This is a genomic window from Synechococcus elongatus PCC 11801 (assembly GCF_003846445.2).
GTDB lineage: Bacteria > Cyanobacteriota > Cyanobacteriia > Synechococcales > Synechococcaceae > Synechococcus > Synechococcus elongatus_A.
In genome coordinates, this window is sequence record NZ_CP030139.2 from 954,297 (window position 1) to 974,127 (window position 19,831).

The 19,831-nt window shown below is 51.4% G+C and carries 19 protein-coding genes and 1 pseudogene; 7 read left to right on the forward strand and 13 right to left on the reverse strand.

Features of this window, described 5'->3' with window-relative positions; all coding sequences use genetic code 11:
* Window positions 1-103: 103 nt before the first annotated feature.
* The 3 genes from thrC to DOP62_RS04555 all read left to right on the forward strand — a co-directional run bounded on the left by thrC (window position 104) and on the right by DOP62_RS04555 (window position 2,346).
* On the forward strand, window positions 104-1,396 hold the full coding sequence (gene thrC / locus DOP62_RS04545) for a threonine synthase (RefSeq protein ID WP_208676740.1): 1,293 nt from the start codon (window positions 104-106) through the stop codon (window positions 1,394-1,396).
* Between the two features lie 88 nt (window positions 1,397-1,484).
* The gene (locus DOP62_RS04550; RefSeq protein ID WP_208676742.1) at window positions 1,485-1,760 is read left to right on the forward strand and encodes a MoaD/ThiS family protein; all 276 of its coding nucleotides are present in this window, start codon (window positions 1,485-1,487) and stop codon (window positions 1,758-1,760) included.
* 175 nt (window positions 1,761-1,935) lie between these two features.
* Window positions 1,936-2,346, forward strand: coding sequence for a DUF1824 family protein (locus DOP62_RS04555; protein ID WP_208676745.1), 411 nt, complete (start codon window positions 1,936-1,938; stop codon window positions 2,344-2,346).
* A 40-nt stretch (window positions 2,347-2,386) separates the two neighbouring features.
* Here DOP62_RS04555 and DOP62_RS04560 read toward each other — a convergent pair whose 3' ends face one another.
* From DOP62_RS04560 to DOP62_RS04580, 5 genes and pseudogenes are all read right to left on the reverse strand, one after another.
* The gene (locus DOP62_RS04560) at window positions 2,387-3,307 is read right to left on the reverse strand and encodes an NAD(+) kinase (RefSeq protein ID WP_208676747.1); all 921 of its coding nucleotides are present in this window, start codon (window positions 3,305-3,307) and stop codon (window positions 2,387-2,389) included.
* Between the two features lie 112 nt (window positions 3,308-3,419).
* Window positions 3,420-3,596 carry a hypothetical protein gene (locus DOP62_RS04565; protein ID WP_208676749.1) on the reverse strand — a complete coding sequence of 59 codons (177 nt, stop codon included), beginning with the start codon at window positions 3,594-3,596 and terminating at the stop codon, window positions 3,420-3,422.
* Window positions 3,597-3,600: 4 nt separating this feature from the next.
* Window positions 3,601-4,188 carry an L-threonylcarbamoyladenylate synthase gene (locus tag DOP62_RS04570; protein WP_208676751.1) on the reverse strand — a complete coding sequence of 196 codons (588 nt, stop codon included), beginning with the start codon at window positions 4,186-4,188 and terminating at the stop codon, window positions 3,601-3,603.
* A 5-nt stretch (window positions 4,189-4,193) separates the two neighbouring features.
* Window positions 4,194-5,078 carry a peptide chain release factor N(5)-glutamine methyltransferase gene (gene prmC, locus DOP62_RS04575; protein ID WP_208676753.1) on the reverse strand — a complete coding sequence of 295 codons (885 nt, stop codon included), beginning with the start codon at window positions 5,076-5,078 and terminating at the stop codon, window positions 4,194-4,196.
* Between the two features lie 12 nt (window positions 5,079-5,090).
* A pseudogene (locus DOP62_RS04580) lies at window positions 5,091-6,002 on the reverse strand (Tic22 family protein); the annotation flags it as partial.
* A gap of 181 nt (window positions 6,003-6,183) precedes the next feature.
* On the opposite strand from DOP62_RS04580, the gene DOP62_RS04585 reads away from it, so the two are divergent.
* On the forward strand, window positions 6,184-7,413 hold the full coding sequence (locus DOP62_RS04585; protein ID WP_261790070.1) for an ABC transporter substrate-binding protein: 1,230 nt from the start codon (window positions 6,184-6,186) through the stop codon (window positions 7,411-7,413).
* Between the two features lie 128 nt (window positions 7,414-7,541).
* Window positions 7,542-8,249 (forward strand): response regulator transcription factor, encoded by a 708-nt coding sequence (locus DOP62_RS04590; RefSeq protein ID WP_208676755.1) that lies wholly within the window; start codon window positions 7,542-7,544, stop codon window positions 8,247-8,249.
* On the opposite strand, the gene DOP62_RS04595 is transcribed toward DOP62_RS04590, so the two are convergent.
* Both DOP62_RS04595 and DOP62_RS04600 read right to left on the reverse strand, forming a co-directional pair.
* Window positions 8,238-10,982: a sensor domain-containing protein gene (locus tag DOP62_RS04595; protein ID WP_208676757.1), complete on the reverse strand. Its 2,745-nt coding sequence runs from the start codon at window positions 10,980-10,982 to the stop codon at window positions 8,238-8,240. The two genes, DOP62_RS04590 and DOP62_RS04595, sit on opposite strands and share 12 nt — an antisense overlap.
* A gap of 123 nt (window positions 10,983-11,105) precedes the next feature.
* On the reverse strand, window positions 11,106-11,822 hold the full coding sequence (locus DOP62_RS04600) for a biliverdin-producing heme oxygenase (RefSeq protein WP_208676759.1): 717 nt from the start codon (window positions 11,820-11,822) through the stop codon (window positions 11,106-11,108).
* Window positions 11,823-12,012: 190 nt separating this feature from the next.
* On the opposite strand from DOP62_RS04600, the gene DOP62_RS04605 reads away from it, so the two are divergent.
* Entirely contained in the window at window positions 12,013-12,882 is an 870-nt protein-coding gene (locus DOP62_RS04605) for an NAD(P)-dependent oxidoreductase (RefSeq protein ID WP_208676760.1), read from the forward strand.
* Between the two features lie 19 nt (window positions 12,883-12,901).
* On the opposite strand, the gene tadA is transcribed toward DOP62_RS04605, so the two are convergent.
* Window positions 12,902-13,393, reverse strand: coding sequence for a tRNA adenosine(34) deaminase TadA (tadA, locus tag DOP62_RS04610; RefSeq protein ID WP_208676762.1), 492 nt, complete (start codon window positions 13,391-13,393; stop codon window positions 12,902-12,904).
* 105 nt (window positions 13,394-13,498) lie between these two features.
* Between tadA and DOP62_RS04615 the strand changes: the two genes are divergently transcribed.
* The gene (locus tag DOP62_RS04615; protein WP_208676764.1) at window positions 13,499-13,948 is read left to right on the forward strand and encodes a ribosomal protein L7/L12; all 450 of its coding nucleotides are present in this window, start codon (window positions 13,499-13,501) and stop codon (window positions 13,946-13,948) included.
* Here DOP62_RS04615 and DOP62_RS04620 read toward each other — a convergent pair whose 3' ends face one another.
* Genes DOP62_RS04620 through cobG form a run of 5 tightly spaced genes read right to left on the reverse strand, consistent with a single transcriptional unit; the run spans window position 13,949 to window position 19,830 of the window.
* Window positions 13,949-15,313, reverse strand: a complete 1,365-nt coding sequence (locus tag DOP62_RS04620; RefSeq protein ID WP_208676766.1) for a cobyrinate a,c-diamide synthase — start codon at window positions 15,311-15,313, stop codon at window positions 13,949-13,951.
* 3 nt (window positions 15,314-15,316) lie between these two features.
* Window positions 15,317-17,014 (reverse strand): precorrin-3B C(17)-methyltransferase, encoded by a 1,698-nt coding sequence (gene cobJ, locus DOP62_RS04625; protein ID WP_208676768.1) that lies wholly within the window; start codon window positions 17,012-17,014, stop codon window positions 15,317-15,319.
* Window positions 17,011-17,715, reverse strand: coding sequence for a precorrin-2 C(20)-methyltransferase (cobI, locus tag DOP62_RS04630; protein WP_208676770.1), 705 nt, complete (start codon window positions 17,713-17,715; stop codon window positions 17,011-17,013). Before cobI ends, cobJ begins: the two co-directional genes overlap by 4 nt.
* Window positions 17,712-18,341, reverse strand: a complete 630-nt coding sequence (locus DOP62_RS04635) for a precorrin-8X methylmutase (protein ID WP_208676772.1) — start codon at window positions 18,339-18,341, stop codon at window positions 17,712-17,714. The genes cobI and DOP62_RS04635 overlap by 4 nt, the downstream gene beginning before the upstream one ends.
* A gap of 19 nt (window positions 18,342-18,360) precedes the next feature.
* On the reverse strand, window positions 18,361-19,830 hold the full coding sequence (gene cobG / locus DOP62_RS04640; protein ID WP_208676774.1) for a precorrin-3B synthase: 1,470 nt from the start codon (window positions 19,828-19,830) through the stop codon (window positions 18,361-18,363).
* Window position 19,831: the final 1 nt, after the last annotated feature.

Sequence of the window (19,831 nt, forward strand, 5' to 3'; positions counted from 1 at the left end):
GTCTTCACTAAAACAGACTTTTTTAGTCTGTGTTTTTGAAGGCAAATCTGTAACCGTGCTAACATCCGTGTCATCGCAGCACCCGCCGTTTCGGCAGTGACCCATGACCCAAACAACACTCAACACCAGCACCGTGAAGGCACTCAAGTGTAAAGAGTGCGGTCATGAGTATGACCTGGGTGCCAAGCATGTTTGTGAGGACGTGTGTTTCGGCCCGCTGGAAGTGGTCTACGACTACGACGCCATCCGCCAACGCGTCAGTCGCGCCACCATTGAAGCGGGCCCTAATTCGATCTGGCGGTATCGTCACTTTCTACCAGTGACCAGCGAAGACGTCATTGACGTCGGCACTGGCATGACGCCCTTGGTTGAAGCCAAACGCTTGGCTCGCCGTCTGGGTCTGAAAAAGCTTTTCATCAAAAACGACGCGGTCAACATGCCGACCTTGAGCTTCAAGGATCGGGTGGTGTCGGTGGCGCTGACTCGTGCTCGTGAGCTGGGCTTCAGCACGGTTTCCTGTGCTAGCACCGGCAACCTTGCCAATTCGACGGCGGCGATCGCAGCTCACGCAGGTCTGGACTGCTGCGTTTTCATCCCGGCTGACCTCGAGGCCGGCAAAGTACTGGGGACGCTGATTTACAACCCGACCTTGATGGCGGTCAAAGGCAACTACGACCAAGTCAACCGCCTCTGCTCCGAAGTCGCCAATACTCACGGCTGGGGCTTCGTCAATATCAACCTGCGTCCCTACTACTCAGAAGGTTCCAAAACCTTGGGCTATGAGGTAGCAGAACAACTGGGCTGGCAACTGCCGGATCACATTGTCGCGCCGCTGGCTTCCGGTTCGTTGTTCACCAAGATCTACAAAGGCTTCCGCGAATTCGTCGACGTCGGTCTTGTCGATGACAAAGCCGTTCGCTTCAGCGGTGCTCAAGCCGAAGGTTGTTCACCGATCGCTAAAGCCTTCCAAGAAGGTCGCGACTTCATCGCTCCTGAGAAACCGAACACGATCGCCAAATCGATCGCGATCGGCAATCCGGCTGACGGCATCTACGCTGTCGAAATTGCCCGCAAAACCGGCGGCAACATTGAAGCGGTCAACGACACCGAAATCATCGAAGGGATCAAGCTACTCGCTGAAACCGAAGGCATCTTCACCGAGACGGCTGGTGGCACCACCGTCGCTGTGCTCAAGAAACTGGTGGAAGCTGGCAAAATCAACCCGGATGAAACCACAGTGGTCTACATCACCGGTAACGGTCTGAAGACCCAAGAAGCAGTTCAGGGCTACATTGCCGAGCCATTCACGATCGAGCCTAAACTTGAAAGCTTCGAGCATGCGCTAGAGCGCTCTCGGACCCTCGATCGCTTGGAATGGCAGCAAGTGCTGATCTAAGCTGCGATCGCCTCTTATTGATACAAATGAGCGGCAGCTGCGAGGCTGCCGTTTCGCTGAGTTCCCTTCTTTGACTTCTGCAAGTTCCATGGCCATCACCGTTCTGATCCCCACGCCCCTGCAAAAATTCACCAACAACCAAGCCAGCTTGGAATGTGAAGCTAGCGATGTGAAATCGCTATTGGATGCACTGGAGCAATCCTTTCCGGGTATCAAGGCACGTCTATGCGATGAGCAAGGCCAGCTGCGCCGCTTCCTGAATGTCTACGTCAATAGCGAAGACATTCGCTTCCTCGATGGTATTCAAACCAGCCTGGGTAATGGCGATGAAGTCAGCATTGTGCCGGCGGTAGCAGGCGGCTGAAGCGATCGCGGGCTCACTCTCACGGCGCATGATGACAGCGTGACAAGGGACTCTCCAGTCTCTTGACAGGAAAAGGGGCTCTGGCCCCTTTCTTGTTAGAGACATCAGCAATGATCTGGATTGCTGACAGGAACTGAGACAATCAACTCCAGCAATGAGCGATCGGGAGAGTGACATGGATACAAACTGGATGGCTGCAGAACAGCGTCTGCAACAGTATCGGTGTCAGACTGAAGCCATTGACTGGAGTCCTACAGAACGCCAGCAAGTGTGTGCCGACCTCCGCATCCTTGTTGCCGCCGCGGATTTTCTCACCCTGGGGATCTGTGCTGAGACCTCTGCAGCTGCTCAAGATGCCTTGGCAGTGTATTGGGATGCACTCCAGCAACCAGCGCTAGATCCTACAGACTTGCCCACGATCGCGGAGCCCTGTTTTCTCAAAGCCAATGGGCGATCGGGACGGCTGCTCTTGGATCCATATGAGGGCGACTATCGCGGTGTGCTGATTACCGTACATTCAGACCTAGCTGACGGCCCCAGCGGTACCTATGGCCATTTCCCACTCGATCTTTTTGCAGCTGCCTAGCCACAGCAGTGATGACTGTGGGACTGGGTCTAATTTGGGTCTAATTGCGGAAGTTGTTGTTGTAGTGAATGACGGCGCCAGCCCACTGCAACTTCTCGCGCAGGATGCGATAGAAAGAGCGATCGCTGTCTAACACGATGAACTGAGCCGGCTTCTCCGCCATCCGAATATCAACCCGTTGCCCAGGCCAGATAGCTGTAGCGAGGACACCATCCATCCAGAGTTTGGTATTAGGGTCTTGGGTAGCGAGCGGCCAAACACTGACCACCGATCGTGGCGGAATCACGATTGGGCGGCTGGACAAACTCATGGCACAAATAGGTGTGACGGCGAGGGCATCGACACCAGGATGAACAATCGGGCCGTGAGCAGCTGCCGTGTAGCAGGTTGAACCGGTCGGCGTTGAGACGATCAGGCCGTCTCCTTGATACTGATCGATGATCTCACCATCGACCTCCATTTCGAGGATGCAAACCGACATGCGATCAGGTGCCGCTGGTTTGACACACATATCGTTGAGCGCATAGTAGGTCTCGCCGATCGGCTCGCGATTTTCGCGGCCGCCCTCGTGCACACTTGCCGCCAGCATCATCCGCTGCTCTACGGCATAGTGATCGTTGCGAAGGCGATCCCACAGTTCCGCTTGGGGCTGAAAAAATTCCCGCGGCTGGGTCAAAAAGCCGAGATGACCACCGACGTTGAAGGTCAAGAGCGGAATTCCTGCGTCGGAGAGGTGACGAGAGGCAGCGAGGACTGTACCGTCCCCGCCCAAAACGATCGCCAAATCGATGGGTTCAGTCGCTGAAGCCAAAAAAACTGGGAAAGGATTGTCGCGCGCCCCACTGGGTCCGAGCATGACGCGAATCCCTTGGCTTTCGAGGCAATGGGCGCAGTCATCTGCGGCAGCTTTGCTAGTGGGATCACCGGCTTTGTAAGCGATGATCACTTGGCGCAATTGCACGGGCGCGCTCTTGAACGCAGGAATAGCCTCAGCCTAGCGTTGATTGGCCGCCGACTTGAGCAAAATCGCGATCGCTTAAACTGTTGCCTCGGATTGGCAGAAAGGTCTGGGATCAGCGTGGGCGATCGCCGCTGAGCAGCCAACTGAGCAGACTGGCTCCGAGGATGAGCCAGAGCAGCGGCCAGTGAAACAGCTGCTCAAAGTTCTGAATCGGAATCCAGAAAAACAACTTGACGACTGTCAGCAGTAGCCAGACCAGCGGCAAGAACAGACCGAGGGCAATCGCCATCCGATCAGCCCTCGCCGAGTCGAATGCTGCCCTGCCGCAGCACCTGCCACTGTCCATCAGGCTGCCAACGCACTACTGTCGAAGCCAGTCCTGACGGGGCAGGCCAAGGATCTTCAGCCAGAACAGCAACCTCTGGGAATTCAGCGGCGATCGCATCCGGATCGAGTAAGGCAGGCTGTCCCGAACGGTTGGCACTGGTAGTTGCCAAAGGCCCCGTCTCAGCCAAAATTTGCCGAGCGATCGCGCAATCAGGAATCCGCAGACCAATGCTGCTGCGATCGAGGGGATTGACTGCTGCCGGTAGGCGATCGCTGGCAGGAAGAACCAGCGTCAAGGCTCCCGGCCAGTATTGGTTAGCGATCGCTTGCCATTGAACTCGCTCAACTGCGGTTCCTTGGGCAGAACTCAGCAGCTGATCGAGGTGAGCGGCCATCAAAATCAGCGGTTTTTCAGGGGGGCGTTGCTTGAGCTGATAAATTTTGGCCGCTTGCTCGGGCTGGACGGCAAGAGCGGGCAGAGTATCCGTCGGAAAGCTAATCACTTGGCCGGATTGAGCCGCTGTAATCACTTCCGCTAACGAAAAACGCGCCATCTTCCTCAAGCACTCCAAGTGGCAGAGACAAAGCGATCGCGACCCGCGAGATCGCCATGACTGTGGATCTCAGCATAGCCAGGAATGGTGGCGAGCAAAGCAGCCACAGTACTGCCCTGTCCGGCCATATGTTCGCAAAGCCACAGCCCCGGCGATCGCAGATAGTCAGGAGCAGTCTGAGCCAGTGCTTTCAGCGCATTCAATCCCTCGGGGCCCGACTCGAGAGCCAAGCGCGGTTCATGATCTCGCACTTCCGGCTCCAGCTGTTGCCATTCGTGGGTGGGAATGTAGGGCGGATTGGAGACGATCGCCTGTAGTTGGCCTCGGTAGGCCGATAACGGTTCAAACCAACTGCCGTGATACCAGCGGATGCGATCCTTACTCAAGTCGTAGCGAGCTGTATTGCACTGGGCAATCGCCAAGGCTTCGGCACTGGCGTCCACCGCCAGAACAGTGATCTGTGGCAAGGCACGGGCTAATGCGATCGCGATCGCGCCACTGCCGGTTCCGAGATCAGCCCAGTAGCCAGTCTGCCGCTCGGGGTCAACCTGTGCCCAAGCGATCGCCAGATCGATGATCAACTCAGTTTCTGGTCGCGGGATCAGCACGGCTGGCGAGACCTGTAACTCCAGATCCCGCCAAGGGGTGTGCCCTGCCAAGTACTGCACCGGACAGCGATGCTGGATACGCTTTTGCCAGAGATCAGCGATCGCTGATAGAGGACAACGAAGATCAAGATGATCGTCGGCAGCAGCCCAGCGTTGTCTTTCCACGCGGACTCCAGCCACCTCGCGGAGTAGCCAATCCAACTCTTGGCAATCAATCTCAGGGGCTTGTTGCTGCTGTTGCGATCGCCAAGCCAGCAAATCCTGCCATGTGGTCGTCACCATCGAGAACAGCAGCTAATTGGCTGGGCGGGGTGCCGGGGTTGGGTTGGTAGCTCGGGGAGGAGTCGCGCCGCCGGCTGGCGGAGGAGTTGTGCCAGTGGTCGGAGTTAACTGCTTCACCAATTCTTGCAACACCGGCAAGCTACTCACAGGAGGCAACAGCTCAATCAGACTTTCGTTACTGCCCGGTTGAGCCGCTGTCAGGGTATTAATAATCGTCAGCAAATCGGTGACAGTGATCGCATACTCCCCTGCTCTGGCATTGGTATCCTGTTTTTTCAGCTTTTCCAGTTCCGCAGCTAGCGGTTCATATTCCAAGAACAGAGGAATCCGCCGAATTGGATTGCCTTTCGCATCCTTTACGGGTTGACCCTGTTGATTGGTCATCGTGATGGACAGGGATTCGGAATAGAAAACAGGTACAAAAGCCTCGCTTTCAATTTGCTTGATCTGCTCAGGTTTGATGTTTTTATCGGCTTTATATAGCTCGATCGCTTTCGCTCGCTGTTTGGGATCTGGAATGATTTCGTAGGTCACTTTGGGATCATTGGTCTTCTTCAAGAAGTCAAGAATGAGTTCCAGTGCTTTAGGGAGCAACAGCGAACCAATTTTGGCATCTTTCCCGAGAGGCTGATTACTTTTTTGGAGCTCTGCCAGTGCAGTTTGCGCTTGCGCTTGGTTAATAAAAACAGGGAATGTTTTACTAACTTCTTTGCCCGCTTGATCTCGAGTGGTAAAGAGCAGGGGTTGCTGCTCTTTGGTGAGGATCACAAATACAGGGACGCGGCCAATCCGAGCAGCCACTTCTTGATCGGAGAGCGCGATCGCGGCTGGCGGTGCAATCAGGGGAACGGCAATGCCTCCGCCTAGGGAGATCAATAAAGCAGCAGCGCTGGTCAGAAATTTGTTCACGTCAGTCCCTAGTTCACGATGATGCTGAGTGCGTTGATGAGATTGAAGCGGGGCACAGCCGACACAACTTTACGCTGAATTTCGACTGTCTCGCTACAGACGTCTCGGCGGCAGAAGCAGTTCCAACCGGCTAGAATGCCTGCGATGTTCAGACTGATCCATCATGCAGCGATCGCGGTCGGCTTGTGTTGCACTGATGTCTACAGTGCTGCTGGCCAGTTGTCAAACGCAAGTGCAATGGCCGTGGCAAGATCCCGGGGGACTCAAGCTGGGTAGCCTCCTACCACTGACGGGGGATTTGGCTCAGTATGGTCGGCCGATGCAGGACACTGCGGAATTGCTGGTGGAGACAGTCAATGCCTGCGGCGGTGTGCAGGGAAAACCAGTCCGTCTGATTGCTGCCGATGATGAAACCAAGCCCGATCGCGGCGTCGCTGCCATGACCAAATTGGCGGAAGTCGATCGCGTGGCAGGCGTTGTGGGAGCAGCAGCGAGCAATGTTTCGGATGCCGCTTTAACTTTGGCGGTCAATAACCGCGTGGTCATGATTTCGCCTTCGAGTACCAGCCCTCGCTTTACTGAACGGGCTCGTCGGGGTGACTTTCAAGGCTACTGGTTCCGCACCGCGCCTTCAGATGCCCTCCAGGGTCCTGCGCTGGCTCAGTTAGCGCTGGATCAAGGCTGGCGATCGGTCTCAGTGATTGCCATTAATAACGACTACGGCAACGGTTTACTGCGATCGTTTATTCCTGCGTTTGAACAAGCAGGTGGAGTTGTTTTCAACCGCGATCAGCCCGTGCTCTACACGCCGGATGCCAGTAGCTTTGACAGCGAAGTCGAGCAAGCTTTCCGCGATCGCCCCGATGCCGTGGTCTTGATTGGTTACCCCGATTCCGGTGCCCTGATTCTCAAAAGTGCCTACGAAAAAGGATTGCTGGGCAATCCAACGCAAGTCATGCTCACAGATGGTTTGAAGACGGATCAACTCGCTGAACTGGTCGGTCGCGATCCCCAGGGTCGCTACATTGTTCAAGATCTCGTGGGTGTTGCTCCCAGTTCTGGTGGGCCGGGGCGAGAAAAGTTTTTGTCGCTGTATGAGCAGCGTTTTCAGCGTGATCCCCAAGTCTTTGATGCCAATACCTGGGATGCGGCCGCGCTGCTTGTCCTGGCCGCTGAGAAGAGCAAGTCCTTCGAGGGCGAAAAACTGAAGGAGAGTATTGCCGCGATCGCCAATGGCCCTGGCGAACCCGTCAGTGATATCTGTCAGGCATTGGCATTGGTGCGTGCTGGCAAACCGATTAACTTTCAAGGGGCCAGTAGTGAACTGAAGCTAGATAACAACGGCGATGTCTCGGGACGCTATGACTTCTGGCAGTTTGATGAGACTGGCAAGGTCAAGATCCTAAAAACAGAGAGTTTTCAGTAGCCTTCAGCACCAGACAGTGATAGCGCGATTCTCTCAATCTGGGCGATGGGATGCTCCGAAGCTGATCGCCTATTGCCTGGGATTGCTGGGTTTTGGGTCGCGATCGAGGCACTAGACTGAGAACGAGGATGGAGCAAGCTGTGAGCGACGCTGAGATTCTGTTAGTGGATGATGAGCCCGGTCTGCGCGAAGCAGTTCAAGCCTATCTGGAAGACAGTGGCTTTCGGGTACGGACGGCTGCCAATGCACAGGAGGGATGGGAGCAACTCCAGCAGGTGCGGCCAGATCTCGTCATCACCGATGTAATGATGCCTCGCGTCGATGGCTATCAGTTTTTGGCGCAGCTGCGGGGTGACGATCGCTTTAAGGCGCTGCCGGTCATTTTGCTGACGGCCCGAGGCATGACGGGCGATCGCATTCAGGGTTATGAGGCCGGCTGCGACGACTATATTGCCAAGCCTTTTGATCCCGATGAACTCGTCGTTCGGGTTGAAAACCTACTACGTCGTCGTCGTGAAACGATCGCGGCTGTCGCGGAGACTGGCAATCCTGATCTGGCAGAAGTGGCACGTCAAGTGGCCGAAATTCGAGCCATGCTACAGCAGAAGCCACAACTGCAAACTCAACCAACTCCACTCGCGCTGGACCTGACACCGCGAGAAGAAAGTGTGTTGAAACTGGTGGCTCAAGGCCTCATGAATAAAGAGATTGCCCGTGAGCTCGATACCAGTGTTCGTAACATCGAAAAATACGTCAGTCGCTTATTTAGTAAAACAGGTACGAATAGTCGCACGGAACTCGTCCGCTTTTCCCTTGAGCATGGTCTAGCTGATTGAGCCAATTGATTGTGCGAGGAAAGGCTCGATTTCTGCAGCCGGTAAGGGGCGACTAAAGAAGAATCCCTGAGCATATTCACAGCCAATTTCCTTGAGGAACTGGACATGCTCTTCAGTTTCAACACCTTCCGCGATCGCCTGCATCCCGAGCCCATGCGCCATGGCCACGATCGTTTTGACCAGTGCGCAACTCTCGGCAGAATCAGGAAGGTCACTGAGGAAGCTTTTATCCACTTTGAGCGACTGGAAAGGATAGCGTCGTAAGTAACTCAAAGCAGAATAGCCAGTGCCAAAGTCATCCAAAGCGAGCTGAATCCCTTGCTCATGTAAGGTGTAAAGCATTTGGGTGGCGCTAGCTGTGTCATCCATCAGCATTTGCTCGGTCACTTCGAGCTTGAGAGCATCCGGTCGGAAGTCATAGCGATTCAGAATCTTCAGAGTGGTTTGAACAAAGCGACTACTGCGCAGTTGACGTGGCGAAAGGTTGACTGCAACCCAGAGCGGTTGACCATATTGTTGTTGCCACTTAGCAACATCTTGGCAGGCTTGTTCGATGACTCGATAACCTAGCGGCACAATCAGACCGGTCTCTTCAGCAATCGGAATGAAGCGATCGGGAGTGATGTTCCCCAGCTGAGGATCATGCCAACGGGATAGGGCTTCTAGGCCAACTACACGCCCATGCTCAAGGTTGATAATGGGCTGGTAGAACACTTTAAGCTGATATTGCTCAAGTGCATGTCGCAGGTGGGTTTCTAACTGAATGCGTTCATGAGCTGCTGCATTCATCGTGGGCATGAATAGTTGGAAGTCATTGCCTCCATTGCGCTTGGCGCTATACATAGCTGTATCCGCATTTCGCATTAAGACTTCAGGTGTGGAACCATCGTTGGGATAGCAAGCAACCCCAATACTGGCAGTGATAACGAGTTCTTCAGCCTCAATCACGATGGGCTGAGAAATTACTTGGAGGAGTTTCTGCGAGAGCTTTTCAATATGAATTCCTTCCTCAACTGAAGGGCAAATAATCAAAAATTCATCACCACCTAAGCGAGAAATAGTCATTTCTCGAGGTAGGGAATACCGAAGGCGCTGTGCCACCGCTTGCAGCAGGCGATCGCCGTAGGAGTGACCAAGCGTATCGTTGACGTTTTTAAAGCGGTCTAAGTCGAGCAGCATCACAACGACAGCGTCATTGCTGCGCTCACTCAAGGCAATCGCTTGACGAAGGCGATCAAGGGCGAGTGTGCGGTTGGGAAGATCAGTCAAGCCATCATAGTTGGCTTGGTGATCCAGCAGCTCTCGATTGCGCTTTTGCTCAGTCACATCTTCTTTAACTGCAACAAAATGAACGATTTGACCAGCAAGATCTTTGACTGGAGAAATTGAGGTTCTTTCCCAAAAAAGCTCACCATTTTGACGACGATTGTGAAATTCACCACGCCAGATTTTTCCAGCGGTGATGGTGGCCCAAAGATTTTGGTAAAAGCCAAGGGGCATCAGACCCGACTGGAGAATGCGAGGATTCTGTCCAATCACTTCCTGCGCACTATAGCCGGTGATGGATTCAAACGCTTGATTGACATATTCAATTGAGCCTTCTCGGTCGGTAATGACAATGCTGACAGGACTTTTTTCAGTAGCCTCTTGCAGCAATTGAAGCCTTTGCTGGGTTTGATAGAGATTAGTAACATCCGTGAGGAGAGCAAGGTAAGCTTTGGATTGCTTCCAGGGAATGGGGACTATCGAGACATCAACATGTCGTAAGCTTCTATCTGACTGAACAAGATCCAAATGGATTGTGATATTGAAAGTCAAAGGAAAGCCTAAATACTTCCCCTTTAATTCACGGTGAGATTTTCCGAATAGCTGTTCAGCGGTTGAGTTAGCATAAAGAACTTCTCCTTGTTCATCCAAGATCAGAATGCCGTTGGGATTATTTTCCAGTACGGCCTGGAAACGGGCTTCACTATCCTGAATTAGACTCAGAATATGATGTTCCTCAGTAATGTCTTTGAGGTTGCCAACAATACTGATGAGCTGCCCTTCCGAATCATGATGCAGTAAGCAATGGCACTCTAACCAGCGATCGCCCTGTGCTGTATGAACTTGGAAATCCCCAATCCAATGCGATCGCTGATTGCCGAGCGATGTCGCAGCGGATTGCAGATCGTCGAGTGAACCACGGCAGGACTGAAGAAATGTCTCGAGTGTAAGGGTTTGATTGCTGTCTTGTCCTAACAAGACATACACCTGTGGAGCCGCAAAGAACTGATTGGCTTGTTCTCGATTCCAACTCCAATAACTCACCTTATGACTGAGTCTTTGGGCTTCTAAGAATTGGAGTTGCTGCCAATCGGATAAGAGACTCTGGTTGAGATCCTGGCAGGATCCCGTGACCAGCAATAATGTCGATCCGGAGTCTGTGTCTGCCAGCCACTGCAGCTCTAACGTCAGGGGGATATGAACAACTTCAGTGACTAGAGCCACCCGTAAGTTTTCAACTTGAGGGGCCTGTTCAAGGCTGGGGCGATCCGTTGCTAACGCTCTCTCAACAACCTGCTGTAACCAATTGGGAACGATGATTGCATAGGGATCACTTAGAAGGCTCAGTTGCTGCGCTGAAGGACTAGCCAGTAAGAGTTGTCCGGCAGGGGTAAACAGCCATGTCAAGGTCTCGCTCGCCGGCTGAGGACGAGAAGGCTCTAGAAAGGGCTGGAGTGGAGACGGCATGACGAACCAGTCAAGAGAGCGCGATCGCCCACAATTGGCATTGTTGTCCTATTGTGCGCTGTGTCTCACTAAAAAGCCTAGAGATTTTGATCCCTAGGCTTTTCTCCTGCATGAAAACAATGATTACTCGGCTGCAGTGGCTAGCTCCGTGCTGCCACGAACAAAACGTCGAGTGAGCGAATTGAAGAACATCTTGCCGATTGCGGCCACCAAGTTGCCTTCCAGCTCTTGGAACATCGCCATGTTCATGCCAAAGGCATCGTTGGCTTCTTCCACAATCCGATCGGCAGTTGCTTCATCGACGGGCAAGGTGTCCATCGCCTGCCGATAGGTTTGTTTGAAGGCTTTTTCGTCATCGATCGCCTCGAACTCGTAGAAAGCAGTGCCAGCTCCATCGAGGTTCATGCCACGTTGAGCGATCGTTTTCAGGATTTGACCACCTGACAGGTCACCCAAGTAGCGGGTGTAAGCATGGCCAACGAGTAGCTCAGGAGCCGTGTTAGAAACTTCGCGGATACGAGCAACGTAAGCCTGGGCTGCTTTCGAAGGTTGGATTTGTTGCCGCCAATCTTCGCCGTAGTAGAAGGCGAGGTCACGCTCTAGGCTGTTCTTCCGGTTGAGTACGGGGAAGTAGATGCCCGCGATTTTGTCGTTGTCGCGGTGGCGCTCAATCTCTTCTTCCATGGCCGAGTAGACGAAGTAGAGGTTTGCGACCAGCTTGCGGTAGGAGTTTTTCTCGACGACGCCTTTGAGGAAGCACTTCACAAAGCCCACGTTCTCGGCCATGGTGTGTGCTTTCTTGGTGCCTTCGCGCAGTTTGGTTGCTAGATTTGCGCCCATGCTTATCAAGTCCAGTCCTTGTAGTACAGCGGCTCTACGCTAGGTGCAGAGCCTCGAAAAAAGGTTTTAATCGGGCTGGGCAAGATACCCGCCTAAAGGATCAAGGTAAACCGTTTTTTCTGAGCGTTGCCGTTAAGTTTCCTTACAGCGTGGCGATCCTGCCGGAATGGTTGGGGAGCAGGAGACTCGCATGCGCTGTGGATTGATTGGAACGGGCTTACTAGGCGGCGCGATCGCAGAACGGTTGCTAGCGGTTGGACAACCCCTCACCGTTTGGAACCGGACGGTTGAACGCAGTCAGACTTTGGCAAACTTAGGAGCTGTGATCGCACCCACACCTGCAGCGCTGTTGGCAGAGTGCGAAGTCTGTCTGCTTTTGTTGAGTGATGCTGAAGCGATCGCTGCAACGCTGCTGACAGAGGCATCGCGATCGCAATTGGTAGGCAAGACGATTATTCAGATGGGTACGATTGCGCCGACTGAGAGCCGGGCGATCGCCGATCAAATCGCCGCAGCTGGAGGAAGTTATCTCGAAGCGCCAGTCCTTGGAAGTTTGCCGGAGGCGCGCAACGGCACCTTGATTGTCATGGTGGGATCTGAGCCTGCTGCTTTTGAACAGTGGCGATCGCTGTTGGGTCAGCTCAGTCCTGAACCTCAATGGATTGGGCCTGTGGGGGCATCAGCCACCCTAAAGCTCGCACTTAATCAATTGATCGGCTCGCTGACGAGTGCTTTCGGGGCCAGTTTGGCGCTCATTCAGCGCAGTGGTCTGGCTGTAGAACCCTTCATGGCAATCCTGCGCCAGAGTGCGTTGTACGCTCCAACGTTTGACAAAAAGCTGGCGCGACTGCTTAGCCACCAATACGACAATCCCAACTTCCCAACAACTCACTTAGCCAAAGATTTACGGCTATTCCAACAAACCGCTGCTGAATTAGGCATAGCCACTGACGCCGTAGAAGGGGTTGAGTCGATCGTACAAAAGGCGATCACGCAGGGCTGGGGTGATCAGGATTATTCAGCACTCTATGAAGCGATTGATTCTGATCAAAAGGATTGAGGAATGAGTGATCACTCAATTATCGCGGTCGTCGTTGCCGAAACCAGTCTCGAAGAAGATGTCCGCAAGGCTCTGCCAAAATGCCAGAAAGTACCGATAAATGGTGATGGGATGCTGGACTATCAGGCAAATTCAGTAGTGACCGAATTGCACCTGCTTTAGGGTCATCCGCAGCATAAATCAGCTGACCAAGACGCGCTTGCATTATCGCGCCTGCACACATCGGACAAGGCTCTAAGGTGACATAGAGCTGACAGTCATTAAGGCGCCAGTCTCCTAGCTGTGCAGCAGCAGCACGAATGGCTATGATTTCCGCATGGCCACAGGGATCGCGATCGCGCTCTCGGCGATTCTGACCCGTTGCCAACAGTTCTCCATCTCGGATAATGACTGCCCCAATAGGGATCTCACCTGCTTGGCCGGCACTGGCAGCTTGTTCATAGGCAATCGTCATCCAACGATGATGATGCTCATAATCAGGGCTAGTCGCAGATGAGGGCAAAGCAATCATGATTGCTAGCTACTCGTATTGAAGAAACTTTATTGGACTGTCAGATCGCAACTTTAACGTATGGCTAGGGAAGATTGAAGGTATTCGTGAGCTAAGGCCGAAATAATGACTGGATTTTTATTGGTTATAGCCCTCATCGCTATTATCATTGTCATTACAATATTCTTTAGTCGCGATCGCAATTCCGAGCGGGCAAGCAATGCCTGGGTAGCAACTTCAACATCTCTATCCGATTGGGCAACTGAGCAGGTTCGTGATTTAGTTCTCAAGAATCGAAAAATTGAAGCAATCAAACTAGTTCGCAATGAAACAGGGATGGGGCTTCAAGAGTCACGGGAACTCGTTGAAAAAATTGTCCTTGGAAGTCCTGCACAAGACAAAAATTTAACTAGTCATGAGGAAAGCTCTGACTGGGCAGAAAAACTCCACGAGTTAATTGATCAGAAGAAACTGCTTGAAGCGATTAAACTAGTCCGCCAAGAGTTGAACTTAAGCTTAAAGGATGCAAAAGAATACGTTGAGGAGATACAGCAGCAGCAGAATCAGACTAGTTAATTAACGACTAGGTAAAACGATTGTTTGGCATGCTTTCAAAAAATTCTGAACGAGCCAAGGCTTTGCCCCAAAGTGGAGATGCAGATAAGAAGCATGAAGATTGGCATAACTCCAACCCTCTCCATAGTTGAGGGAGCCATCGAAGTTCTTCAGCTGGAAAAGAGGTTGGACAACCGGCTCTAGCAAGCTCGAACGATGAAATTCATGTCCCCAGACTACTTGCCCTTGCTTCAGAAGTGGACTGTTCTTTTGTGCAGTTGCTTCACGATAGCCAAGGGTTAGACGAGAGCCCATTTGAGCCGTTGCTGCGATCGCACCAACCATTGGGTAATGCTGTTTTTCAAAGTCAATTACCTGTTGGCAGAGATACATCAAACCACCACACTCTGCGTAGCAAGGCATACCTTGGGAAACTGCCTGTTGAACGGCTTGACGCGCAGATAGATTATTGCTGAGTTCAGAAGCGAATACCTCCGGAAAGCCACCTCCAAAGTACAGACCTTGAGCTTCAGTAGGGAAACAAGAATCCTGAAGCGGGCTCCACTCAATTAGTTCAGCACCTGCATCTCGTAGGATATCTAAATTATCTGCATAGTAGAAATTAAAGGCGCGATCACGGGCAATCGCAATCACGGGCTTAACAGATCTGGATTGGGTTGTAGAACTATCCGTTTGGGTCAAGAAATCAGTTGTCGCAAGAAGAGGTTCCAAACGCTCCCAGTCAAAACACTGTTGCCCCAAAACAGCAAGGCGATCGATGATGGCTTGTAGTTGAGGTAGCTCTGCTGTTGGAATCAGCCCTAGATGGCGATCGGGGATTTGGATTTCATCCTGGCGACGCAAGACACCCAAAATTGGAATCGATAGGGGTTCAAGTGCATCTGTTAGCAGTTCTAAATGGCGATCGCTTCCGACTCGATTAAGGATAATCCCAGCAATGTTTAGACGGGGATCAAAGTTCCGGTAACCGTAGGCGATCGCAGCAATTGATCGCGCTGTACTACTACAGTTCAGAACCAGAAGGATCGGGAGATTGAGAAGACGGGCAATGTGAGCAGTACTCGCAGTATCTATTTTGCCAGTTAAGCCATCAAACAACCCCATAACCCCTTCAATGAGGGCATAATCTGCTGTCTGGCTATGCTTTTGGAAACAGCGCTGAACATAGTCTTCTGAAGTCAGAACTGGATCTAAATTCCGACAATCACGACCTGTCACAAACTGATGAAACATCGGGTCAATATAGTCGGGTCCGACCTTGAAAGACTGAACCGTAGCTTGACGTGCTTTAAGAGCAGACAGCAGCGCTAGCGTAATCGTTGTCTTACCAACGCCGCTGCGTTCACCAGCAATAATCAGGGCCATTCTTTAATAGTAGCGGGGAGTATAAATCCAGGAACGACTAGCCGCCTCAAACTGACGGGTTCTACTAGAACCGATTAAAACAACCGTATTCATATCTACTAGATCAGCAACTAGATCAGCCAAAGCAATCACTTGCATAGATTGCTGCGGTCGCCCCAAGTTACGAGCCAGCAAAACTGGAGTTTGTGGCGATCGCCAAGCCAACAGTAAATCTCGGGCTTTCTCGAGCTGCCAGCGTCGACTTTTGGAAACTGGATTATAGAAAGCGATCGCAAAATCAGCTTGGGCTGCTGCTGTAATACGTTCGGCAATAATCTCCCAAGGTTTGAGAATATCTGAGAGCGAAATCGTACAAAAGTCATGACCGAGCGGGGCACCAACCTGCGCTGCCGCTGCTTGCATTGCAGAAATTCCAGGGCAGATACGAATATCAAGGGTCTGCCAGTCTGGATTTTCTGCCTTCTCTAAGACTTCAAAGACAGCTGCAGCCATTGCATAAATGCCAGGATCACCTGAAGAGATGACCGCAACTTTTCGGCCCGTAGCCGCTAAATCTAGAGCATGACGAGCGCGATCGAGCTCCACCCGATTATCAGAGTCGTGACGTTGGGTCCGAGGCGATCGCCACGGCTCTGCCAAATTGAGATAGGTTTTATAACCAATCCAATCAGTCGCTTGCTGAAGGGCTTGCCGCGCTTGCGGTGTTAACCATTCTGCAGCACCTGGTCCCAGACCAACAATACTCAATTGTCCAGCAGCCTGACCAATCGCATCTGAATCCAAGGGTTGTTCTGCGATCGCGATAGTGATGACAGAATCCACAGCAATAATCTGTTCAGCATGAGTTAACTGTTTAGCTAGGTCACTAACAGACTGTGTTGAGGAGTTCCGCACGAGACGAATTGGCACAGAAAATTGTGTGGCGATCGTCTGAATATCTACAGACTGAGTTTGATTGACTAACAGGCCAATTAGAGCAATAGAAGCTGGGGCAATTTGATGAGCAGTGAGTTGTGTTTGAATAATGTAAGCAATATCTGAGTCGCCAGAGAAGTTTTTTAGAGCGATAAAAATTGCAACAGTTTTACTGTAATAGGTGAGTTGATAAGGATCAGGCTGTTGGAGTTGATGAGTGACTTTAATACAATGTCTCGCCTGAGCATCCAAAGAAAGTTTTGCTGTCTCTAGCCAAGTAGCAGTCCCTTCTAGTTTGACTGACTGACCACTAAGCAGATCGGCAATAAAGGTTTTAGCTGTCTCTGGAAAAGCTAACTGATAGCCATTGGGAGGGGACAAGAGCGTTGTTTGAAAACGGATCGACCCTGTCGTTGTGATTGCTGCATGGGACTTAAAAACTTGGGCAAGTTGTTGAGCCAACTGATTAGCGCCTTGTAGGCTACCCAGCAAGGGAACAACTGAACTTCCATCCTCTGCGATCGCTAGAACTGCAGGCTCCTGCCATTTATTGTTTAAGACTGCCGCCAGCGATCGAATGAGGATACCGGCAGAACAGATCCCAATAATGGTTTGACCTTGCTGAAAAAGTGTCCGAACGGTCTCTCCAAAATCACGATAGGTCTGATCAGCAGACTGCGTCCGCTGCTGTAGTCCATAAATGATTGAGTCTGGTAAAGCTGACTGAATTCTGGCTGCAGTGATGTAACTCGTCTCACCCAGAATTACAATAGCGATCGCAGTCATCGTGGCTGAGTTTGGCTAGGAATCAGGATCAGTGCCCAGTAGGGAACAGCTTGCGGTTCAACCGTTTTGATATCGAATATCTGCTGATTCGCTTGTGTTGCTCGCTCAATATAGAGGGCTCGATCTAAAAGGTTTAAGTCAGTCAAAACTGATTTGACTTTTGCGAAATGGCGACCCAGTTTGATGATGATGGCAGAGTCAACTTTGCTTAAGCGATCGCGTAAGGTCTCGGCATCCAGGGTAGCGGGCATGATGCTCAGGACATCATTTCGATAGGTAATGGGTGCACCTAGCATTGCTGCACTAGCAAAGGTTGAGGAAATCCCCGGAACGACCTCAGTGTGAAACTGATTCGCTAGACGATTGAAGAGGTACATGAAGGTTCCGTAGAGCATCGGATCTCCTTCACAGAGAACAGCGACATCCTGCCCGGCTGTTAAATGCTGGGCAATTTGCAAAGCGGCTTGATCATAGTAAGGCTGAGATGAGCGCTCCACACTAAAGGGCAGCGGCATCGGAATCTCAATTTGATGCGGTTGAATATAGTCAGCAACAATCGATCGCGCCAAAGCCTTACCATTTTCCAATGTTGGATAGGCAATCACAGGAACTTGCTGCAGAATGCGATAGGCCTTGAGCGTCAATAGCTCTGGATCACCGGGCCCAATACCCAGCCCATAGAGACGACCGACTGAACTCATAATTCACTCTCCTGAGCGATCGCATTGACTGCAGCTGCCGCGATCGCGCTTCCACCGCGCCGACCATGCAATGTCATAAAAGGAATACCATGTGGGTATTCAGCAAGGGCTTGCTTGGATTCGATTGCACCAACAAAACCAACTGGAAAGCCAAGAATCAATGCAGGTCGTTCCGAGCTCTCATCCAGCATTTCCAGCAACCGAAAGAGTGCTGTCGGCGCATTGCCAATCACAACCACTGACCCATTAAGCTGCGATCGCCACAGATCTAATGCAGCAGCTGACCGAGTGTTATCAATCCGCTCAGCAATTGCTGGCACTTCAGGCTCATTTAATGTGCAAATCACCGCATTTTGCGCAGGCAAACGCTTACGTGTAATACCATTTGCAACCATTTGAGAGTCACAGAGAATAGTTGCGCCGCTCTGCAAGGCCTGACGTCCTGACCTGAGTGCTGTCTCTGAAGCCTGAAAATCTTGAACAATATCAGTCATGCCACAGGCATGAATCAGCCGGACAACGACTGTTGCTAAATCTTCCGGCAGGTGACTAAGACTTGCTTCTTCTCGAATAATGCGAAAAGACTTTCGATAAATGTCAGTGCCATTTCGAATATAGTCGAACATGTTCTGAGTCTTAAAACTCCTAAACCAAGGCAGGACAGTGCAGATCAAAAGGCAGGGAGGATTGCGATCGCAGTAAAAATTGAATCAAAGACTCTGAAGTAGAGTTCCTTTGCAATTGGTAGCGTTGCAGCACCTCTGTTATGAATGAAATAACCTGTTGAAAATCCAGGATAGGACCAAGGATTCGATCAAAACGATGATTATCGCCGAAGAAAATATTATATCGCTCACTGGTCGTCTGTTCACCAGAAGAATCGGCTGCAAGAATCGTAATCTGGGCTGGGCTTGACTGAGCACAAAACTTAGAACAAGCGCTGATGTGGATATTAACTGCTTCAGTGAGGTTCACCGTCTGATCAATCGATTGCAACAGTTTTTTGGCAAGTGCGTGGGTCGGTGCCGCCGCTGATTTACAAACAGGTTGACCTGCACAAGCAACGATGACAGGTTGACTTGGAATTGTTTTGAAACCGATTGATTGGAATTGCGCTTCAGCCTCTAAAGCTTGATGAGCAGTTAAGTGAGGAATAATCAGACCTTGCCAGGGTGTCAAACGCAACTCTTGACAGCCCCAATCTGTCAAAACCGAAATTAATGTCTTGAGTTGAGCATGGGTTATCTGGCCTAGAAAGGGAGAAGCACCGAGATAGAAAAGATCAGACTCTTTCTGAGGTTGAATACCAAATTGTCGATAGGGCTGACTGGCTGGCAGAAGTTTCTCAGTCAGATGCAGAGATTGCTGAGACTGCTCTTGAACAGACTGCAACAATCGCTCGACACCCCAATCTTCAAGCAGCGATCGCAGGCGTACTTTTGCAGATGAGTCAGTCGATACAATCTGTTGAGTGTAATGGTGATAGATCTCAGTTAAAGCTGAAATAGTTGGGAATAATGCTTCAGGAGAAATTGCATACTGCGTATTAATCAGTTTCTTTTCACCAGCAACTTGCAACAAAAAACGAGTTTGCTGATCGTCTAGTTGAACAGCAGTCAACTGAATGTCATTCAGCCGGTGCTCCCATGACACGGGCGATCGCGAACCAATGCCAACACAACCACCACCATCTAGACCAAAACTAAATTTGGCAGAGAGCCTCTGATATTCGGGATGCTGTTGCAAAAACTGATCGATTTGCTGAATGTAAGGCCGCGTATCTAGAATCTCTTCTGGATCAATCCCTGCGGTTGGGCTACCCATTAAATTGCGCAGATGATCAGTGTGAGGATTTACTGCTGCTAAGCCAACAGCTTGCAGTCGACTAAACTCGGCGTCATCTAGAGCGCGCTGGATACCACGAATTTGGAGATTGGCCCGATTTGTGATTTGCAGCCGATCGCAATTCAGATCAACTAATAAATCCGCAATAACTTTCAGTTGAGACAGGTGCAGAATCCCAGCGGGAATGCGAATTCTGAGAAGAAACCCATCTTGAGCCCGGGTGCCATAGAACAGCCCCGGACAAGCATTCGCCTGTGTCAACCAACTCATT